The sequence below is a fragment of the Vibrio sp. MOR3 genome (assembly GCF_001557775.1).
In the GTDB taxonomy this organism is placed as follows: domain Bacteria; phylum Pseudomonadota; class Gammaproteobacteria; order Enterobacterales; family Vibrionaceae; genus Vibrio; species Vibrio jasicida.
The window spans coordinates 941,318-961,202 of record NZ_LNRD01000001.1 but is presented as its reverse complement, the minus strand read 5'-3'; the positions used below and the strand labels follow the sequence as shown (position 1 = coordinate 961,202).

Here is a 19,885-nt window from a genome sequence, read left to right as displayed (position 1 = left end):
TTGCGAAGAGAAAGGGAAAGGCAATGAACATCGCGTTAAGAGACAAAATCATTCAGGTGTGTAAGAAGAAAATAGAGCAGAAAGGCGACAATGTTGGTGTGTCCTTTTATGCCTTTTTCGCCAATAAGAATGACAATCCTGAGTTATTGATGGAAGCGGCGACTTGGTGGATTCAAACTCATCAACTCGATCACTTCGAAAAAGCGACCAAGATTATTCAATTAGTCGAATCCGAGATGTAGAAAGGGGCACATTACGTGCCCCTTTTTTATTTTCAGCCCTAAACCTTAGATTTTTAGAATCAGCGATTAAGCTTGTGCGAACTTATAAGTACGGTAACCGCCAAGTAGGTTACGTGCTTTAAACCCTGAGTTGACCAGTTGACGATAAGCGACGTTACCGCGCAAACCGACCTGACAATAAATCACGATCTCTTTGTCTTTCGGCAGTTCATTCATACGTTGGCGAAGCTGGTCGACAGGAATATTAATCGCGCCTTTAATGAAGCCTACAGATTCCAATTCTCCCGGATTACGAACATCAAGCAGCACCTGGTTTTCTGACAGGTTGTCAATCTCATCAAAATGAATCGCTGTTGCGTCACCTTTAATGATGTTGTTCGCAACGAAAGCCGCTTGGTTAATCACATCTTTCGCTGAGCCATAAGGTGGCGCGTAAGTTAGCTCAAGGTGTTGCAGCTGTTCTACCGTCATACCAGCACGCTGCGCAACTGCCATTACGTCGATACGTTTATCAACGCCGTCTTTACCTACTGCTTGCGCACCTAAAATCTTTCCGGTTAATGGATCAAACAGCATTTTGAACGACACAGTTTCTGCGCCAGGGTAGTAACTCGCGTGGCTAGCTGTGTGGACATACACTTTTTCATAAGCGATGTTTTCACGTTTAAGCTGCTTCTCGTTTTTACCAGTAGAAGCAACGGCTAAATCAAAGATCTTACAGATCGCCGTGCCTTGTGTACCTTGATAAGTTTCTTGGCGGCCAAGCATGTTGTCTGCTGCCATACGACCTTGACGGTTTGCCGGACCTGCCAACGGAACAAGTGTTTGTTCGCCAGTGACAAAGTCTTTCTCTTCAACCGCATCACCAACGGCATAAATAGAAGGATCGCTGCTCTGCATATACTCGTTGGTGTAAATACCGCCTAGCGCACCAATTTGAAGACCGGCTTCTTGTGCAAGTTTTGTCTCAGGGCGAACACCGATCGCCATGATTAGGATATCGGTATCAAGTTGGTCACCATTGTTTAGAGACAGTGTCAGCTTTCCTTGAAGGTGTTGGTGCGTGTCATCTTCACCCGCTTCGTTGTTAGCGACAGATTGGTTCGCAATATATTCAACAGAAGATAGAGCAACGCCTAAGCGCAGGTCGATGCCTTTCTCACGAATTTCTGCATGAGCAAAACCAGCCATTTCTCGGTCAACGGGCGTCATCACTTGATCCGCCATTTCAACCAATGTGGTTTTTACGCCAAGCTGGTGGAAGGCTTCCATCATTTCCAAACCGATAAAACCACCACCAACGACTGTAGCATGTTCTACTTTGTTGGTTTCGATCGTCTTAATGATGCGATCCATATCTGGAATATTGCGCAACGAGTGCGTTAACGGGTTATCAATACCCGGAATAGGCGGCACAACTGGACCTGCACCAGGGCTAAGTAGAAGGAAGTCGTAGCTCTCTTGGTATTCAAAGCCATCAAGTAGGTTGTTAACCGTAACCGTTTTATCTTGGCGGTTAATAGAAACCACTTCGTTCATCACACGAACATCAACATTGAAACGAGCTAAAAAGCTTTCAGGCGTTTGAAGAAGCAGTTTGCTGCGTTCTTGAATATCGCCACCAATGTGGTACGGCAAGCCACAGTTTGCAAATGACACAAATGGACCGCGTTCAAACATGATGATTTCTGCGTCTTCACTAAGACGACGAGCGCGAGCTGCTGCAGATGCACCGCCAGCAACACCACCAATAATCACGATTTTGCTCATGGATTTCTCCTACTGAATGATTGAAAACGCCTACACCTTACTTAAATAAATTAGCCACGTCTAATGTTAATTTATCTACATTAGCATTGACTTAATAATATTAATTAGTAATATCTAATAAAACTTAACGTATTGATGAAGGGACATAAGAATGGGCGACAGTATGCTACAAAGCGCGACCGAAGCGAGTGAGCTACTTAAAATTATGGCTCATCCAGAGCGCTTAATCGTGATGTGCAAGCTGATTGAAGGCGAAAAAGGAGTCGGTGAACTGTTTGAAGGCTCAACATTAAGCCAATCAGCCTTTTCACAACACCTCACCGTATTGAGAAAACACGACATCATCAAAGCTCGAAAGGTGTCTCAGCAGGTGTTTTATTCGATTTCTGATGGGAGAGTCGCTCCGCTGATCGAAGCGTTTAACCAAGTTTTCTGTAAGCAATAATTCAGACTTTATATTGGTGGTTGTTATGTTTGAAGTTCCTTGGATGTCGCTTTTAGGCGGTGTCATGGTTGGCGCATCAGCGGTAATACTGATGCTATTCACAGGTAAGACAGCGGGAATCAGCGGGATCTTAAATGGCGCGATTGAGAATGCAGACCGCGTTTGGCGAATTGTCTTCTTAATTGCGATGGCATTGGGCGGTGTGTTTGCTGTTTATGCCCTTGGCGGGCATGTACCAACTGAGTACAGCAGTTCTCTTATCTTAGTTGTCGTTGCAGGTTTACTTGTTGGGGTCGGTACTCGTATCGGTAATGGTTGTACGAGTGGACATGGCATTTGTGGAATGGGGCGCTTCTCTGTCCGTTCTGTTGTCGCGACGTGTACTTTTATGGCGACAGCCATGCTAACCGTCTTGCTAGTATCGTGAGGAATAGTGTCGTTATGAAAACTGACGTTATGCAAAATGTTAAACAAATTTCCATTGTCGCATTTTCTGGTGCGCTTTTTGGTATGGGTATGGTGATTTCCGGTATGGCTGATCCGGCAAAAGTGATCGGCTTCCTAGATATTACCGGCGCATGGGACCCAAGCTTAGCCTTCGTTATGGGCGGAGCACTTGCGGTGTTCGTTCCTGCTTATCTTTTATTAATAAAGCCAAGAAGCGAATCTGTGTTTGGTGATGAGATTTTATGTCCAACTTCTAAAACGATAGACAAAAAGCTAGTTGGTGGTGCAGCACTGTTTGGTATTGGTTGGGGCTTACTGGGTGTGTGTCCTGGTCCTGCGGTTGCCAGCCTTTTCACTGGCAACATACAAGTTCTGCTCTTTATAGCGGCAATGTTGGTTGGGTCATTCACCGCTAAAAGAGTGGTTCGTCATTAAAAAGAGAGCGTCGTAGACACCGGGCAATGGTCACTCAGTTTGTAGTCGAGTACATCTTGTGTTTTGAAAACGGTTTGAACACCAGACGACGCCTTTAAATCACCACTCACTATAATGTGGTCTATCACCGAGCGGAATTGGTGGGTTTTATTCGGATTACGATTAGAACGCACCTTACATTCCGCTTTGGTATTTTTGGTCACTAACTTAGCATCGGTATTGTCCGATAGCACGTCCCATAACCAATCTCCTCGATAACCCAAATTGTGGTTAAAGTCGCCAAGCACCACATAGTGTTGTTTGTTGTCCTCGCGCGCTTTTATCCACTTTGCTAGTGCCTGTCCTTGCTGTTTCACTATCTTACAATCGCGGTTATTGCGATACGCACCACTACAACCCGCTTTTAGATGTACAGAGAGTAGGTGAGTTTCGTTGTCTTGGTTAGGATTCAAAACAAGGTAGCTGGCGAAGCGGAGCTTGCTGTTGCCTCGTGTGATAGAAAAGTCAGGCTTGTCCAATACGTTTACGCCATTGCGTACCGCGAAACCTGTGTACTGGTTGGTATCGTTGAACTGAAGATGTCGATTAGAAGTGCTCGCACGATCAGACAAATAAATAGTGAAGTCATTACCAACCGTTTTTTGGATTGCAGCTGCACTTTCGACTTCTTGAAAAGCGAGAATATCAACTTGTGTGTTATCCACATAGTGGGTCAGTTTTTCAAAATCTTGTGGTGTTCTCGAAACTTTACCACCACTTATAGATAACCATTCTATATTCCAGCTGGTTAAGTTGACGGAATTTTGAGCAAATGAAAAAGAACTAAAAAGTAATATCGTCGTAACAAAAAGTGATCGCATTTTGGTCTATCGCACTCCTATCTTTTAGCGCATTCCTTTCCATCCTTTATCCTATAAGACCTCTAAAAAAAGCAAGTGGATTTCGCTCCAATTTTGCAATTTTCACAGTTTTCTTCGCAACTGAGATCAACGCCAATAAGATCGATTTGTTCTTGTTCGCTACCCATTTTTTATTGATCAAAATCAATGTTTTCAATTGGTGCTTCTCGTTAAATACGCCACAATATATTGTGTCATCAGAATAAGAAATAACCCCATATAGTGTATTTGTGGATAAGTCTGTGAGTATTTTGGGGTAAGGAGAAAAAGTGAAACCAATCGTAATCAAGCGTGACGGCTCAAGAGCTCCGTTCAACAGGGATCGTATTCAAGCAGCAGTAGAAGCTGCAGCGGAAAACAAAGACAAAGATGTCGCCATTTATGCACTAAATGTTGCTCTGGCAGTTGAGTTACAGCTTCAGGATCACGATGAAGTTCACATTCATGAGATTCAAGACTTAGTCGAAAATGAACTCATGCAAGGTCCTTACAAAGCCCTAGCTCGTTCTTACATTGAATACCGCCACGATCGCGACATCGCTCGTGAGAAGCAAAGTGCACTAACTCGCGAAATCGAAGGTCTAATTGAAGAAAGCAACCTAGATCTAATCAACGAGAACGCGAACAAAGACGGTAAAGTGATTCCGACTCAACGTGACTTGTTGGCTGGTATCGTAGCGAAACACTACGCGAAGACACACATCCTTCCACGCGATGTGGTTCAAGCGCACGAAGTAGGTGATATTCACTACCACGATTTGGATTACGCTCCGTTCTTCCCAATGTTTAACTGTATGCTTATCGATCTTAAAGGCATGCTAACGCACGGCTTTAAAATGGGTAACGCTGAGATTGATACTCCTAAATCAATTTCGACTGCAACAGCAGTAACGGCACAGATCATTGCTCAAGTAGCGAGCCACATATACGGTGGTACAACCATCAACCGTATTGATGAAGTACTAGAACCGTACGTAATGACAAGCTACGAGAAACACCTAGAGATCGCAAAAGAGTGGAACATTGCTGAGCCAGAAGAGTTCGCAAAAGCGCGCACAGAGAAAGAGTGTTACGACGCGTTCCAATCTCTAGAATACGAAGTAAACACGCTACACACAGCGAACGGTCAAACCCCATTCGTTACGTTCGGTTTTGGTCTTGGTACAAGCTGGGCATCACGCCTTATCCAGAAGTCTATTCTGAAGAACCGTATTGCAGGTCTAGGTAAGAACCGTAAAACAGCGGTATTCCCTAAACTGGTATTCGGCATCAAAGATGGCTTGAACCACAAATCAGAAGACCCAAACTACGACATCAAGCAGCTTGCGCTTGAGTGTGCGTCCAAGCGTATGTACCCAGACATCCTTAACTACGACAAAGTAGTAGAAGTAACGGGTTCATTCAAAACGCCAATGGGTTGTCGTAGCTTCCTTGGTACTTACGAAGAAAACGGCGAGCTGATTCACGAAGGTCGTAACAACCTTGGCGTAGTAAGTTTGAACCTTCCTCGTATCGCTATCCGTGCAAACGGCAGTGAAGAGAAGTTCTACGAGCTTCTAAACGATCGCCTACGTCTTGCTCGTAAAGCGCTAGAAACACGTATCTCTCGTCTAGAAAACGTGAAAGCACGCGTTGCTCCGATCCTTTACATGGAAGGCGCGTGTGGTGTTCGTCTGAAAGCAGACGACTCAATCGCAGATATCTTCAAGAACGGTCGTGCGTCAATTTCTCTTGGTTACATCGGTGTACACGAGACAATCAACGCGCTATTCGGTACAGAAGCGCACGTTTACGACGACGTTGTTTTACGCGAAAAAGCAGTAGCTATCATTAAGCACTTGAAAGACACAGTAAACGGCTGGGCAGAAGATACCGGTTACGGTTTCAGCCTATACGCAACGCCAAGTGAAAACCTATGTAGCCGTTTCTGCCGTATCGATGCGAAAGAGTTTGGCGTAATCAAAGGTGTAACGGACAAGGGTTACTACACTAACAGCTTCCACCTAGATGTTGAAAAAACAGTAAACCCATACGACAAGATCGACTTTGAGATGCCTTACCCAGAAATCTCAAGCGGCGGCTTTATCTGTTACGGCGAGTTCCCGAACATGCAACGTAACGTTGAAGCACTAGAAAACGTATGGGATTACAGTTACACCCGCGTACCTTACTACGGTACAAACACACCAATTGATGAGTGTTACGAGTGTGGCTACAACGGTGAGTTTGACTGTACAAGTAAAGGCTTCACCTGCCCAAGCTGTGGCAACCATGATTCAACCAAAGTGTCAGTAACACGTCGTGTTTGTGGCTACTTAGGCAGCCCAGATGCACGTCCGTTTAACTTCGGTAAGCAAGAAGAAGTGAAGCGTCGAGTTAAGCACCTGTAAGGTTCACTTAAGCTCAAACCCAATAATGAAAATCAACCTGTCGTGGGTTGATTTTCTTTTTAGCCAGCAAAACAAGGCACGATTATGAACTACCACCAATATTATCCAATTGACGTTGTTAACGGACCAGGTACACGCTGCACGCTATTTGTGTCTGGCTGTGTACACCAGTGCCGCGGCTGTTATAACCAGTCGACGCAACGCTTGGACTCTGGTGTGTTATTCACGCAAGAAGCGGAAGACAAAATCATTGCAGACCTAAACGACACGCGTATCAAACGCCGTGGTTTATCTCTGTCTGGTGGTGATCCTTTGCATCCAGCGAACGTGCCGCACATTCTTAAGCTTGTAAAACGCGTAAGAGAAGAGTGCCCAGGCAAAGACATTTGGATTTGGACAGGTTACACGCTTGAAGAACTAGACGATGCACAGCGCGAAGTGACTCAGTACATCAACACATTAATCGATGGCAAATACGAGCAAGATAAACGAGACCTCAATCTAGAATGGCGAGGCAGCTCGAATCAAATTATCCATCGATTCACTGAGCTTTAAGCGATATGAAAAGGGCACATTCGTATAATTCGGATGTGCCCTTTTGGTGTGAGTTCTTTTAAAGCTTTGCTCGATAGATGAGTCGCGCTGTTGTGATCTTACTATAGCACAACACTTCAGTTACGCTGTCACAGTTGAATCATCATCAACCATGTTATTAATCCATCGCTTAGACTGAATTCGGTGAGTTGTTAGAATGCCTTTTACCAATTCTTCGACCAGTAGAGACATCAGCACCCAATGCAGTGGTAAACCTAACACCATTCCAGTGTAGTAGGTAAGCGGAATACCAATCGCCCATTGACCAAACGTGTCGATGAAAATGCTATAGCGAATATCAGCGCCACTCTTTAATACGCCCCCAATACCAACCATGTTAAACACACGCAGTATCATGCCTAGTGCAAGTACTAAACATACATTCAGCGCCATTTGTGTGTCTGTGAGCGGGCTCATTTCCAGTAAATTCAATATTAAAGGCGAGCTAACCCACACAGCAAAAAACAACACAGTTGCGAGCACGGCGCTGGTTAAGACATACCACCAAGCGGTCTTCTCAACACGGTCATATTGCTGAGCGCCAATGTCATTCCCAAGCAACACAGACGCGGCAACAGCGAATCCCATAAAGGTTGAAATCAATACGCCTTCAATCGGCGATAGGAAAGAGATAATCGCCAGTTCGGTTACGCCTAATTGACCGTAAATGATGCTGTAGATAATCAGGCCGCCGGTCCACAACGCATCGTGGATCAGCATTGGCATAGAGACTTTGAAATATTTGTTCCGATACTTCTTTATTGTACCTTCACGCCAATCTGAACGGGTAGGGAGCAGATACGCGTATCGACGACAGAAGAAATAAACCAGAATCGCCGTTTGAAAGAATCGAGAAATCAAAGTTCCCACTGCTGCGCCAAACACGCCCCATTGTGGAAAACCAAGTAAACCAAAGATCAAAACTGCATTGAGGAAGATGTTTACAACAATGGCAGCAATACTGACGTAAGTCGGCATCTTAGCTTCACCGACTGATCTCAACACCGATTCAATGGGAACAACGACAGCTGTGCCAATCAAACTCAATCCAGTTACCACCAAGTATTCCCTCGCGTACCCAACATACTCGGGGTCGTCCGCCATAAAAGAGACAATCTCTTTGTCGTAAACCACATACAACAAGATAAACGGCAAGGTCACGACCAACGAAATAAACCAAGATTGAGCGAGTGTTCGTCTTATTCCCGCAAGGTTCCCCGAACCATAATATTGAGAGGCTAAAACCGTTACAGCCCCACACAAACCAAACACCACAGCAAGGTTAAAGAAAAAGATTCGGTTACCGACACCCACCGCAGCGGTAGCGGACTCACCAAGTTGACTAACCATGAAGATATCCACGGCTCCGAGCAACGAAAACAGCATAGATTGGAGCGAGACAGGAACGCCAATCGCAACCAGTTTTTTCCAAAATGCTTTGTCTATGTATTGACGTGTTAAGAGCATCGCATTTCTCCTCTAAGAATAATGCGAGTAGTTTATCCACATGATTTAGCGGTGTATTTTTCAAAGACATCCAATAGTTTTGCGAAACTATCCAGTCTCTGTGGGAGTTACTCTAACTCCGAGACGAAAGTACCTTAGTGAGTCGATGAATCATGGAAGAAAAACAAGAACGCTACACCATTTCAGATAAAACCTATCAAGAATTCATCGATCATACCCGTGTACTTGCGCTTGAAGAACGCGGTATTGTCCAATGTGGAATCGCTACTTGCCGAGATTTTTTTTCCGTTTATCGCAAAAACCAAAAAAAGCACATGTTGTTATACACCGTCCGTGGAAGAGGTTGGCTAGAGAGCGGGGCATGTCGATATGAGTTAGAACCGGGGTCATTAGTAATTGTTCCAGCTGGAACGGAAAATGGATTTGGGATGGAAGATGAAACATGGCAAATCGCTTGGGTTTTCCTTTCACAAGATAAAGAATGGCCAATGGTTAATGAAGAGATCGAATACCAACTGACCCCTGCACCAGAAGTGCTGTATTCCTGCATTCAAACGCTACTGCGCAGTATCAACTTGCCTATTGACTACGGAGGTGAGGTAGGAGCTCACAGTGTTGCTCAATTAGAGCTTATGCTAAATATGCCACACTCAGATTCCCTTTCGCGTAATCAATTAAAACTACGACGTGTGTTCGATCTAGTGCAACGGCAACTTCATAAAGATTGGACAGTTGAACAACTCGCAGCGTTATATCCTTGTTCTGAGCCGCACCTTCATCGTTTAACTCAGCAACAATTTGGAAGAAGTCCGATAGCACATCTCACACGCATGCGGATGGAATATGCAGCTCGATTGTTGCGTTCGACAGAATGGTCAATTCAACACATTGGTGAAATCGTGGGGTATCCTACTAGTGCGAACTTCAGTACCCGCTTTAAAGCCTGGTCGAGCATGACCCCACGTGAATTTAGAAAGAATGGTAAACTTGACTTAAACTCGGATGAGTGAATCGTTCCTTTTATAACCGATTGAGATCATAAAACGCGTTCGTTCCCAGTATTTTGTCCTCTAATTGATGAAATCCGTTAAAAATCCTTTCGCCATTTTTAACGAAAGTGTTACCGTGAGGTTCGATACTTGAATTTCAAAGGGTTATGACTTTCATGCTTTCTAATCTACCAACTCCTGTATTAGATCCTATTTTATCTCTTTCCGTCGCATACCGCGGCGATGAACGCCCTAACAAGGTTGACCTTGGTATTGGCGTATACAAAAACAGCGCTGGCGAAACACCAATCATGAAAGCCATTCAAATGGCACAAGAAGTGGTCGTTGAGAACCAAAAGACTAAGTCTTATGTTGGTCTTGCAGGCTGTGAAGAATTCAACCAAAGCATGATCGACCTCCTTCTAACGGGAACATCAGCCACAGATCGCGTTGCTGCTATTCAAACGCCTGGAGCAAGTGGTGCATTGCGTATGCTGGGTGACCTAATGAAGGTCGCACAACCAGATACAACGGTTTGGATTTCAAACCCTAGCTACGTAAATCACAAACCAGTGATGGAAGCGGCTGGGCTGAAAGTTAAGTTCTACCATTACTTCTCTTCAGAAACCAAGCAAGTCGATACAGCAAAAATGCTCGAAGACCTTTCTAAAGCTGGTCCTTCTGATGTAGTACTTCTGCATGGTTGTTGCCACAACCCAACGGGTGCAGATATTGATTTTTCAGCGTGGCAGACAATCACTGAGCTTTCTCAAAAAAATGGTTTTACGCCATTCGTAGATATTGCTTACCAAGGTTTTGGTGACGGCTTAGAAGAAGACGCAAAAGGTCTTCGCTTTATGGCTGACAACGTTGAAGAAATGCTGATCACGACTTCTTGTTCTAAAAACTTTGGTTTGTACCGTGAACGTACCGGTGCAGCGATTGTGATCGGCAAGAATGCAAAAGATGTGGCGAATGCGAAAGGTAAACTGCTTACGCTAGCACGTTCAACATACACTATGCCGCCAGATCACGGCGCAGCATTAGTAAAAACCATTCTTCAAGATGCAAGCCTCACTTCCGTTTGGAAACAAGAATTGAACGAAATGCAGCAGCGCTTGTTGAATCTTCGTCAAACTTTGTGTAACGAATTGAGAAACAACCATAATACAGATCAATTTGATTTCATTGAGAGTCACAAAGGCATGTTTACTGTGCTAGGCTTTAGTGAAAACCAAATGGCGCAACTGCGTGAAGATTATGGCATTTATGGTGTCGGTGATGGTCGTATCAACATCGCTGGTTTAACCGAAACTCATATTCCTTACGTTGCTGACGCGATCCAAAAAATATCTCAACGTTAATTGGGAGAGTTAATGAAGAACTGGAAACTGATTCTGCCGCTAATGATGAGCGGCGGTCTTATTGCTTGTACGTCGACACCGACGACCACTGAGCCTGTTGAGCCAGAAAAACCAGTCGTGGAGCAGCCGGTAGAAAAACCGGATGTAAAACCAGAAGTAGACCCAAAACCCGAGGTGAAGCCGGAACAAAAACCGGAAACTAAGCCCGAGAAGAAACCTGATCCTAAACCGGCAAAACCACCGCAGGCAAAGAAAACACCTGATGGCATGTTGATCCTTGGTTCGGAAGAGTGGGTTTATGTACCAGACATTGACCAAACATTTAAAGGTCGCGTCGATACCGGTGCAACCACATCATCAATCAGTGCGACAGAAATAGTGCCGTTTGAACGAGATGGTAAAGACTGGGTTAAGTTCAAAATCGATATTAATGGTAAAGCGAGCAAAGAGTTCAAGTTACCTGTTGAACGTTGGGCAAAAGTTCGTCAATCCTCTTCAGAAGAAGTAGATAAGCGCGCTGTTGTTGTGGCTTACATTCAAGTTGGTGACCTAAAAGAGAAAACGGAATTCACACTGGCTGAGCGAGGCCACATGAATTTCCCAATCCTACTTGGTCGAAGCTTCTTCCGCGACGTTGCTGTTGTAGACGTATCTAAGAAGTATGTTCAAAACAAACCAAGCGGCAAGTAAATCTCTGCTTCACGTAGCAAGCAAAAAAAAGCCTCTCATTCGAGAGGCTTTTTTACATAATATCAATGCGTTATTGAACTTTAATGTCTAACAACTTAGTAAGCAAAGCGTGCTGATAAAACAAGCTGTTGGCCGTAAGTACCGTTATTTTTTAAATCCGCACCCAACGACAGTTGTTGCGTAGAGTGAAAACGTGCACCTAGGTTATAGATAGTCTTAGAGTCATCGTTGTCAATCAGTTGGCCAATACGACCATGTAGTTCAATGTTCTGCATAAACCAGACTCGAGTGCCGATGTTTACTTCTGTTTTCCACTCATCACCGTCGCCATTGTCTTGTTTGATGTTGTGAACCAACATTTGACCATAAATATCAGCAAATTGGCCTGCAGGACCATTGAAGCCAATACCGCCTGCAACATCCCAATCACCACTGAATTCACTATCAGCACGTCCAATAAAATGCGTATTTTCAGTAAAGTAGGTTGTGACTTCCCCACCAAACGTACCTGGGCTGGTACCCATGCGGAATTCCATTGTGTTGTAGTTGAAATTGTTTGCGTGAGCAGAAAGTGGCAAAACAGCGCACAAACCAAAGGCAGCAACCTTTAGAGCTTTACCTAGCATGGGTGTCTCCGGGCAAGAAAAATAATACGAACAAAGAAAAGGTCTGCAAAATGCAGACCAATATTTACAAAATATCATTTCAGGTGTTTCCCGTCACCTTAAACACTAGGACAGAGTGCTTATGATCATGGTGATGACGCCCAATTAAGCGGCAAGAGAGCAGTGCTTACATCACCACTAAGTGTTCAACTTCGATCTCTGGCTTACTACCGCCTTCAAACTCACCAAATAGACGAACTTTTGTAGTCTGGTCAATTGGTGTCGCTAGACGGATGTCGTCGTCCAACTCAACCATGATCTCGCCAGAGCCATCGCTAAAGATAAACTGGTCTGAGCGTGTTTGACGAAGTAGGTTGCCTTCTACGACCACGTCTTTCTCAGTGAACATGCTTGAGTCTTTAATCAATGCATCGACTTTTTCAATCGTTACAGGACCATTAAATTGAATGCTTGATTGACCGTGGTTGTGGTCTTTAGCCATTGCAACAGTAGGAGCGATAGCAAGTGCAGCGATAGTAGCGATAACAGTGTTTTTCATAATTTGGTTTCTCTATTAAAGTGTTCGTTTTGATGGTGCTATTAAAACAAACCTTATTTGAACCATTACTGATTCGAACATTCATATTCGATTCATTTTCTTGAGTCCTATGCTGAGATAACGTTATGATTGTTCACCTTCTTTTTTCTCTTATTAAACGTTCATGAAATCACCAATCCCTTCATTAATGGTTCAAGGCACAACTTCAGATGCCGGAAAAAGCGTCCTTGTGGCAGGTTTATGCCGTGTATTAGCTCGTAGAGGGATAAAAGTTGCCCCGTTCAAGCCGCAGAACATGGCTTTAAACAGTGCAGTAACGAAAGATGGAGGTGAAATTGGACGTGCTCAAGCCGTTCAAGCGCAAGCCTGCAACGTCGAGCCTACGGTTCATATGAACCCTGTGTTGATTAAGCCAAACAGCGATACGGGCGCTCAAATTATCTTACAAGGTAAAGCACTGTCCAATATGAACGCTGTCGGCTTTCACGATTACAAAAAAGTCGCAATGGGCACGGTATTAGACTCTTTCTCTAAACTGACCGAAGAATTCGAATCCGTGATGATTGAAGGCGCTGGCAGTCCAGCAGAAATCAACTTAAGAGAAAATGATATAGCCAACATGGGATTTGCCGAGGAAGCAGACGTTCCCGTCATTATTATTGCAGATATCGACCGCGGTGGCGTGTTTGCCCATCTTTACGGGACACTAGCGTTGCTATCCGAATCTGAACAAGCGCGCGTTAAAGGTTTCGTAATTAATCGCTTCCGTGGCGACATCAGCTTGCTTGAATCTGGTCTTGATTGGCTAGAAGAGAGAACGGGCAAGCCTGTGCTCGGTGTATTGCCGTATCTTCACGGATTAAACCTCGAAGCAGAAGATGCCATTACGGCGCAGCAAGAACTGTCTTCACAAGTGAAACTCAATATTGTGGTACCAGTTTTAACGCGCATTAGTAACCATACTGATTTTGATGTTTTGCGCCTAAATCCAGACATTAACCTTCGCTACGTTGGCAAAGGTGAGAAGATCGATAAAGCCGATCTCGTTATCTTGCCGGGTACTAAATCAGTCCGAGACGATTTGGATTATCTACGTAGCCAAGGGTGGGACAAAGACATTCAACGCCACATTCGCTTGGGCGGCAAAGTCATTGGCATCTGTGGCGGCTACCAGATACTTGGCAACTTAATTGATGACCCAAATGGCGTAGAGGGCCGGCCTGGTCGTAGTGAAGGCCTTGGTTTGTTAGACATCACCACAACTCTAACCAATAGCAAACAACTTACAAACACACGAGCAGAGCTTTCTCTTAACGGCAAAAAAGCTAATGTGAAAGGTTATGAAATCCATGTGGGAAGAAGTGAAGTGCAGGGCGCTCAACCTATCAAGTTAAATTCTGGCGAAGCAGAAGGCGCGCTTAGTGAATGTGGCCAAATCATGGGAACCTACCTACACGGATTCTTCGATGAGGCAGATGTCTTGAGCCTTGTTTCAGAATGGGTAAACGGCACTCAAATCAAACAACAAGACTTTGAACAGCTCAAAGAACAGGGCATTAATCGAATTGCAGATGCGATAGAACAACATATGAATCTTGACTTTCTGTTCAAATAAAACCAGTTTTTAACTGTCTGAAGCATAAATAAAAGTGGAGATTGCTTTCCACTCATTCATCTTCTGCCTGTCTAGCACCGGAGTGTTTTTATGAAAGCATGGAAAATTCATGCTTGCCTAGTGGCAATATTGAGCGTTTCATCAGCAGCAAACGCGGCAACTGACTTAAAAATTTATGCAGCGTCGTCAATGACTAATGCGATTGATGATATTGCTCAAAAATTCGAGCAAAAATACGATGTATCAGTCACACCTGTATACGGTGGTTCATCATCCATTGCTCGCCAAATTCTAAATGGCGCACCGGCCGATGTGTTTATCTCTGCAAACACTAAATGGATGAATTACCTAGTAAAATCAAAAGTCGTAAAGAGTGACGATGTCACTAATTTAGTGCAAAATTCCCTCGTTGTCATTGCGCCGCAAAATAGCAGTATTGCAACATTTGATTTCTCTGATGCTGATGCTTGGAATGAGGCACTGGACGGCAACCGCCTTGCTCTAGGCAATCCAGTGTCCGTTCCTGCCGGAATGTATGCAAGAGAGTCTTTAACTAACCTTGGCGTGTGGAAAGTACTAGAACGTCAAATTGCTCCAGCAAAGAACGTTCGTCTTGCACTTGCGCTAGTAGAGCGAGCGGAAGCCCCGTTGGGAGTGGTCTACAAAACGGATGCACAATTGACAACTAAGGTGAAAATAGTTGGAGAATTTGCAAGCGATACCCACGCAGACATCGTTTACCCAGCCGCGATTGTGAAAGACTCAATACAATCAAAACAATTCTTCCAGTACTTGAAGTCGGATGAAGCAAAACAAGTCTTTGCTCATTACGGTTTTCAATAAAAGGGATCAGAGTGTCAGAACTTGAATACCAAGCCTTAATGCTAAGCCTAAAAGTCGGCACCTATGCCGTCGTTTGGTTGATTCCAATAGGCGTAGCTCTCGCTTGGTTACTGTCTAGAAAAGAGTTTATCGGTAAGTCCATATTAGATAGCTTGATTCATCTTCCACTCGTATTACCTCCTGTGGTTATTGGTTATTTGCTACTGATCTCTCTCGGTCGTCAAGGATACTTGGGTGGGTGGTTATATGAACACTTTGGTTTAATATTCAGTTTCAACTGGAAGGGGGCCGTCATCGCCTGTATCGTCGTGGCCTTACCATTAATGGTCCGTTCGGTCCGATTGAGTTTAGATACGGTTGACCCCAAATTAGAACACGCAGCGTCAACCCTCGGAGCGTCGCCGTTAAAAGTCTTTGTCACAATTACGCTTCCGTTAACTATTCCTGGAATCATCACTGGTACCATGCTCTCGTTTGCACGCAGTTTAGGAGAGTTCGGTGCCACTATCAGCTTCGTTTCGAACATACCAGGGGAAACGCAAACCATCCCACTAGCTATGTACAACTTTATAGAAACGCCTGGTGCTGAAATGGAGGCCGCGCGCTTGTGCATCATTTCTATTGCCTTAGCTCTGTCGACGTTAATGATCTCAGAATGGTTAAATCGTAAAGCCGCAGCGCGTCTGGGGGCCAAGCGATGAGTATAGAAATTCAATTTAAACAATCACTTGGTGAAACCAACTTTGACATTAATCTGTCGTTACCGCGTAACGGAATAAGTGCGCTATTTGGTCGTTCCGGCGCCGGAAAAACGACTCTAATTAACGTTATTAGTGGATTAGTTACACCACAGCAAGGCAAAGTGGCGATTGGCGAGCACATCCTTTTCGATAGTGATGCGGGTATTAATCTACCGACGCATAAGCGCAAAATTGGTTATGTATTTCAAGATTCTCGCTTGTTTCCGCATTATTCAGTAAAAGGAAACTTGCTCTATGGTGTTATAGAAAAAGATGAAGAGTATTTCGATAAGGTCACAGAATTACTTGCTATTAAACCACTATTAAAACGCTTCCCAGTTTCTTTGTCGGGCGGTGAAAAGCAACGTGTAGCCATTGCGCGAGCACTACTTTCTAAGCCTAATCTGCTTTTGATGGATGAACCTTTGGCTTCCTTAGATATGCCACGTAAGCGAGAAGTCATGCCATTTTTAGAAGAGTTGTCTGAGCAGGTCAACATTCCGATCGTGTACGTTACGCATAGCTTGCAAGAAATCCTACGCTTGGCCCAACACCTTTCGATTCTCGACAAGGGACGAATCATGACGTCAGGTAAGCTTGAAGAAGTGTGGGCGTCTCATGCGATGCGTCCATGGCAGTCATTTTCCGATCACAGTAGCTTGTTTGAGGGCAAAATTGCGACCCATCATGACAAATACGCGTTAACGTGCGTAAAGCTCGCACCAAAGGCTTGTTTGTGGGTTCAAAAGGTCGATGGTGAGCCAGATACGTCAATTCGCCTGCAAGTGCGTGCCAATGATGTCTCTATAGCTTTGGAAAAACCAGTTGCGACGTCTATTCGTAATGTACTGTCAGCGACCGTTGCATCCATTGAAGAATTCAATGCTGGCGAAGACAAACAAAGTATTACGGTATCGCTGAAGTTAGATACTGACTGCCACTTATGGGCGACCATTACGCCTTGGGCGTTGGATGATTTGAATTTAAAAGTCGGTGACATGGTGTACGCACAAGTAAAAGGGGTCAGTGTAACGCAGAGAGATATCTCGTTGGCGCATCACTAGCACGTAACCAGATTATACGAAATAAAAAAGGCCGCAATTGCGGCCTTTAACTTAACTGAAGTAAATGGGAAGAATTACTTCACAAATACTTCTTTAAATTCACGCTTAAGAAGAGGATCGCGACGCGCTTTCTTAAGTTGCTTAACCATGTCTTTCACGCAGTTGTGAAGAACATTGTCAAGAAGTTGAGAACGGTAGTCTTCTTTGTCTTCATCTGTCATATTTTCAGGCAGATTAAGCGTTGGGAATTCTTCCATTACGTTTAGACCAGCGAATGCTTGGCCAACCGTTACTAGAGCGTGGAATTGCTCAAAGTTGTCCAGAATGTTTTGTGCACTTGCAGGCATTTCGTCCCAAGACGCACGAACAGCTTCTTCAGACACTTCATGGATAGAGGTAACCATCTCGAACATTTGCTCTGGAACTTCGTCAAATTCGATAACTTTACGTAGTTCAGGAGAAATGGTTTCTAGATCGATTTTTTTGCTTTCGTTGTTAGTTGCTTCTGACATGGTGTGTCTCTCGTTACAAAAGGCGGGAATATTAATACCAAATGCATCAAATAGCTACCATAAGAAGCATTTGATTCCGTGACCACTTAACAAAAAAATATAGCACTAAATGAGTGGCGTAATGCAACAATCTCGTGAGTATGATATATGTTTAATAAAGACTTACAAAAGAATGGGACGCGCTATGCAACCGACAGGGACATCGATGCGCATTCTACTGGTTGATGACGTTCAGCTGGATCGAATGCAGTTGGCTATCCGTTTGAAACAACAAGGTCATATTGTTAAAGCCGTTGGAAGTGGTCTAGAAGCATTAAATACTTATGAAAGCTTCGACCCAGAACTGGTTCTGCTAGATATCGCTATGCCAGACATGAATGGCTTTGAAGTATCACTTCATATCAGAGAAACGTTCCCGGACTGGATCCCAATCATCTTCCTCAGTAGCCATGAGGAACCAGAAATGATCGCCAAAGCTATTGAGGCCGGCGGGGATGATTACCTCATCAAACCTGTCGACAAGCTTGTTCTTAATTCTAAGTTGATGGCAATGCAACGTATTGCTCACATGAGACGAGAACTGAAACAGGCGACGGCACAACTAGAAGAGATGAACTCAAGATTACAACAGCAAGCCAATGAAGATGGTCTGACGAAGTTGTATAACCGCCGCTATATCGATCAAAAGTTTGAAACCATGATTGCTTGGCATGGCCGCCATCATATGCCAATGGCCCTCATCTTACTCGACGTTGATTTCTTTAAGCCGTTCAATGACAACTATGGGCACATAGAAGGGGATCGCTGTCTGCAAGCGATTGCAAATCAACTCAAAGCAACGTTCTGTCGTTCTGGAGAGTATGTCGGGCGTTATGGTGGGGAAGAATTTGTCATTCTTCTCAATAGCACGGATGCGAAAACTGCAGAAAGGGAAGCCGAACGCGTGCAAGAGGCCATGTACTTCCTCGACTATCCACATGCATACTCTAGTATTGCAAATAGAGTGACAGTGTCACAAGGGGTCTTTGCCTTTCAACCCACAGGTAAAGACAACATAGCAGAATTGTACGCAACGGCAGATAGAGCGCTTTATTCGTCAAAGTCTCTAGGAAGAAATACATACACTGTGGTAAATGCTAGTTGATTCAGAAGCTTAATTGCAAAACCATCATTGTGACAATGTCACTTATCTCTGATTTTTGTCACGCAAACCCCGTCCAGCAAACGCTACAAAAAGAGTTTGAGCGCAACTTCGCGATTGGCATTGTGCTCTCTGACAGTGATGTCTTTACGTTAGGCTTTCATGATTTCGACCCCAATAAATATCTTAATATTGATAATGAAGATATTGGTACCCAAGACTCTGTCGACCTGAGAAAACAGGTTGCGCTGTCCACACTCCCTTATCACTTATCTCTTTCTGAAGATAAAACTGCCCCAGTTAAATATAATCTCAAAGGTCGATTATATGCGTTAGGTATCGACCAAGATGTGACTGTCAATGAAGACAAAGTGCCCGATCGAAACAAAGAGCTTATCTTAGGGTCTTACACCGAAATTGAACAACAAAACCAACTCACAGAACATCTATCATTGAGTGGCGCCGCCGGAGCTCACCTGATGTATTACCGCAACGAGTATTCCTACCGTAGTGATGCGCTCGATAACCTTAAGCCTTATATAGAGGGAGTTTACCTCAATACCGATGCTTGGGCGTTGGTCGGAGAGGTCAACGCAGAACTCAAGTACCTCGAAAATGAAAATTGGGGGAAATGGTACGTTTGGTCGTCGCCACATTACTTTTATGGAATGGGTTGGGGCGAAGGAAATAATGGCGATATAGGAAACCCAGAAGGCTGGTATTGGGTGAACGGCGTCAAATTGTTTTACGACATCACCAAAGTGGGCAGAACCGTCCAGTCTGTATACACCAGTTTCAATCGAGTTGATGTTGGCGGTGATACGAGTAAACCGATGAATACCTCACACTACTATGAAGCAAGCTTTGGTTGGTTAATGACACCACCGTTTAAAAGCGAATGGATTGATAACATAGGTCTCGGCCTGTCCGTCAATTACGGCAGTGCACTAAAAGGCGGAAGCCTTGTTTTGTTCTTTAATCAGGAGTAATTCCGCAATGGCAAAGAAAACCATTGCATTTCCTCACTCGGCGAGCCAAAATCGCGCCCCATTTTGCTTAATAGGAACATAAGCA

The 19,885-nt window shown here is 44.3% G+C and carries 21 protein-coding genes; 15 read left to right on the top strand and 6 right to left on the bottom strand.

All coding sequences use genetic code 11. From position 1 onward, the window contains the following. The first annotated feature begins 23 nt into the window (after positions 1-23). The gene (locus ATB76_RS04280) at positions 24-242 is read left to right on the top strand and encodes a DUF6500 family protein (RefSeq protein ID WP_005446898.1); all 219 of its coding nucleotides are present in this window, start codon (positions 24-26) and stop codon (positions 240-242) included. Positions 243-308: 66 nt separating this feature from the next. Here ATB76_RS04280 and ATB76_RS04275 read toward each other — a convergent pair whose 3' ends face one another. After that, positions 309-2,012, bottom strand: coding sequence for an FAD-dependent oxidoreductase (locus ATB76_RS04275; RefSeq protein WP_061034710.1), 1,704 nt, complete (start codon positions 2,010-2,012; stop codon positions 309-311). Between the two features lie 151 nt (positions 2,013-2,163). On the opposite strand from ATB76_RS04275, the gene ATB76_RS04270 reads away from it, so the two are divergent. Genes ATB76_RS04270 through ATB76_RS04260 form a run of 3 tightly spaced genes read left to right on the top strand, consistent with a single transcriptional unit; the run spans position 2,164 to position 3,339 of the window. Next, positions 2,164-2,457, top strand: a complete 294-nt coding sequence (locus tag ATB76_RS04270; protein ID WP_005435229.1) for a metalloregulator ArsR/SmtB family transcription factor — start codon at positions 2,164-2,166, stop codon at positions 2,455-2,457. A gap of 10 nt (positions 2,458-2,467) precedes the next feature. Beyond that, positions 2,468-2,884 (top strand): YeeE/YedE thiosulfate transporter family protein, encoded by a 417-nt coding sequence (locus tag ATB76_RS04265; RefSeq protein WP_346393696.1) that lies wholly within the window; start codon positions 2,468-2,470, stop codon positions 2,882-2,884. 14 nt (positions 2,885-2,898) lie between these two features. Continuing rightward, on the top strand, positions 2,899-3,339 hold the full coding sequence (locus ATB76_RS04260; protein ID WP_061034709.1) for a YeeE/YedE family protein: 441 nt from the start codon (positions 2,899-2,901) through the stop codon (positions 3,337-3,339). On the opposite strand, the gene ATB76_RS04255 is transcribed toward ATB76_RS04260, so the two are convergent. Next, positions 3,336-4,199 (bottom strand): endonuclease/exonuclease/phosphatase family protein, encoded by an 864-nt coding sequence (locus ATB76_RS04255; protein WP_061034708.1) that lies wholly within the window; start codon positions 4,197-4,199, stop codon positions 3,336-3,338. The two genes, ATB76_RS04260 and ATB76_RS04255, sit on opposite strands and share 4 nt — an antisense overlap. A gap of 308 nt (positions 4,200-4,507) precedes the next feature. On the opposite strand from ATB76_RS04255, the gene nrdD reads away from it, so the two are divergent. Together nrdD and nrdG are read left to right on the top strand one after the other, a co-directional pair. Then, positions 4,508-6,628: an anaerobic ribonucleoside-triphosphate reductase gene (gene nrdD, locus ATB76_RS04245; protein WP_061034707.1), complete on the top strand. Its 2,121-nt coding sequence runs from the start codon at positions 4,508-4,510 to the stop codon at positions 6,626-6,628. Positions 6,629-6,712: 84 nt separating this feature from the next. Continuing rightward, positions 6,713-7,183, top strand: a complete 471-nt coding sequence (nrdG, locus tag ATB76_RS04240) for an anaerobic ribonucleoside-triphosphate reductase-activating protein (RefSeq protein ID WP_045420358.1) — start codon at positions 6,713-6,715, stop codon at positions 7,181-7,183. A gap of 120 nt (positions 7,184-7,303) precedes the next feature. On the opposite strand, the gene ATB76_RS04235 is transcribed toward nrdG, so the two are convergent. After that, on the bottom strand, positions 7,304-8,689 hold the full coding sequence (locus ATB76_RS04235; protein ID WP_039977765.1) for an MATE family efflux transporter: 1,386 nt from the start codon (positions 8,687-8,689) through the stop codon (positions 7,304-7,306). Positions 8,690-8,841: 152 nt separating this feature from the next. Between ATB76_RS04235 and ATB76_RS04230 the strand changes: the two genes are divergently transcribed. From ATB76_RS04230 to ATB76_RS04220, 3 genes are all read left to right on the top strand, one after another. Further along, positions 8,842-9,699, top strand: a complete 858-nt coding sequence (locus tag ATB76_RS04230; RefSeq protein WP_061034706.1) for an AraC family transcriptional regulator — start codon at positions 8,842-8,844, stop codon at positions 9,697-9,699. Between the two features lie 155 nt (positions 9,700-9,854). Then, entirely contained in the window at positions 9,855-11,042 is a 1,188-nt protein-coding gene (locus ATB76_RS04225) for an amino acid aminotransferase (protein WP_061034705.1), read from the top strand. Positions 11,043-11,054: 12 nt separating this feature from the next. Continuing rightward, the gene (locus ATB76_RS04220; protein ID WP_038870689.1) at positions 11,055-11,732 is read left to right on the top strand and encodes an ATP-dependent zinc protease; all 678 of its coding nucleotides are present in this window, start codon (positions 11,055-11,057) and stop codon (positions 11,730-11,732) included. A 95-nt stretch (positions 11,733-11,827) separates the two neighbouring features. Here ATB76_RS04220 and ATB76_RS04215 read toward each other — a convergent pair whose 3' ends face one another. Together ATB76_RS04215 and ATB76_RS04210 are read right to left on the bottom strand one after the other, a co-directional pair. Then, complete coding sequence (locus tag ATB76_RS04215) at positions 11,828-12,358, bottom strand: hypothetical protein (protein WP_038870690.1); 531 nt, start codon at positions 12,356-12,358, stop codon at positions 11,828-11,830. Between the two features lie 166 nt (positions 12,359-12,524). Then, complete coding sequence (locus ATB76_RS04210) at positions 12,525-12,896, bottom strand: NirD/YgiW/YdeI family stress tolerance protein (RefSeq protein ID WP_038877375.1); 372 nt, start codon at positions 12,894-12,896, stop codon at positions 12,525-12,527. 163 nt (positions 12,897-13,059) lie between these two features. Here ATB76_RS04210 and ATB76_RS04205 point away from each other — a divergent pair, with 163 nt between their 5' ends. From ATB76_RS04205 to modC, 4 genes are all read left to right on the top strand, one after another. Beyond that, complete coding sequence (locus ATB76_RS04205; protein ID WP_061034704.1) at positions 13,060-14,511, top strand: cobyric acid synthase; 1,452 nt, start codon at positions 13,060-13,062, stop codon at positions 14,509-14,511. 90 nt (positions 14,512-14,601) lie between these two features. Next, a complete protein-coding gene (modA, locus tag ATB76_RS04200) occupies positions 14,602-15,354 on the top strand; it encodes a molybdate ABC transporter substrate-binding protein (protein ID WP_061034703.1) in 753 nt (250 codons plus the stop codon). A gap of 11 nt (positions 15,355-15,365) precedes the next feature. Then, a complete protein-coding gene (gene modB / locus ATB76_RS04195) occupies positions 15,366-16,055 on the top strand; it encodes a molybdate ABC transporter permease subunit (RefSeq protein ID WP_039977772.1) in 690 nt (229 codons plus the stop codon). Beyond that, entirely contained in the window at positions 16,052-17,158 is a 1,107-nt protein-coding gene (gene modC / locus ATB76_RS04190) for a molybdenum ABC transporter ATP-binding protein ModC (RefSeq protein WP_061034702.1), read from the top strand. The genes modB and modC overlap by 4 nt, the downstream gene beginning before the upstream one ends. Before the next feature lie 74 nt (positions 17,159-17,232). On the opposite strand, the gene ATB76_RS04185 is transcribed toward modC, so the two are convergent. Then, positions 17,233-17,670 carry a DUF3069 domain-containing protein gene (locus ATB76_RS04185; RefSeq protein ID WP_038870697.1) on the bottom strand — a complete coding sequence of 146 codons (438 nt, stop codon included), beginning with the start codon at positions 17,668-17,670 and terminating at the stop codon, positions 17,233-17,235. A 184-nt stretch (positions 17,671-17,854) separates the two neighbouring features. Between ATB76_RS04185 and ATB76_RS04180 the strand changes: the two genes are divergently transcribed. Both ATB76_RS04180 and ATB76_RS04175 read left to right on the top strand, forming a co-directional pair. Beyond that, positions 17,855-18,814, top strand: a complete 960-nt coding sequence (locus ATB76_RS04180; protein ID WP_038877400.1) for a diguanylate cyclase — start codon at positions 17,855-17,857, stop codon at positions 18,812-18,814. Positions 18,815-18,837: 23 nt separating this feature from the next. Next, positions 18,838-19,800: a Solitary outer membrane autotransporter beta-barrel domain gene (locus tag ATB76_RS04175; RefSeq protein ID WP_104030005.1), complete on the top strand. Its 963-nt coding sequence runs from the start codon at positions 18,838-18,840 to the stop codon at positions 19,798-19,800. Positions 19,801-19,885: the final 85 nt, after the last annotated feature.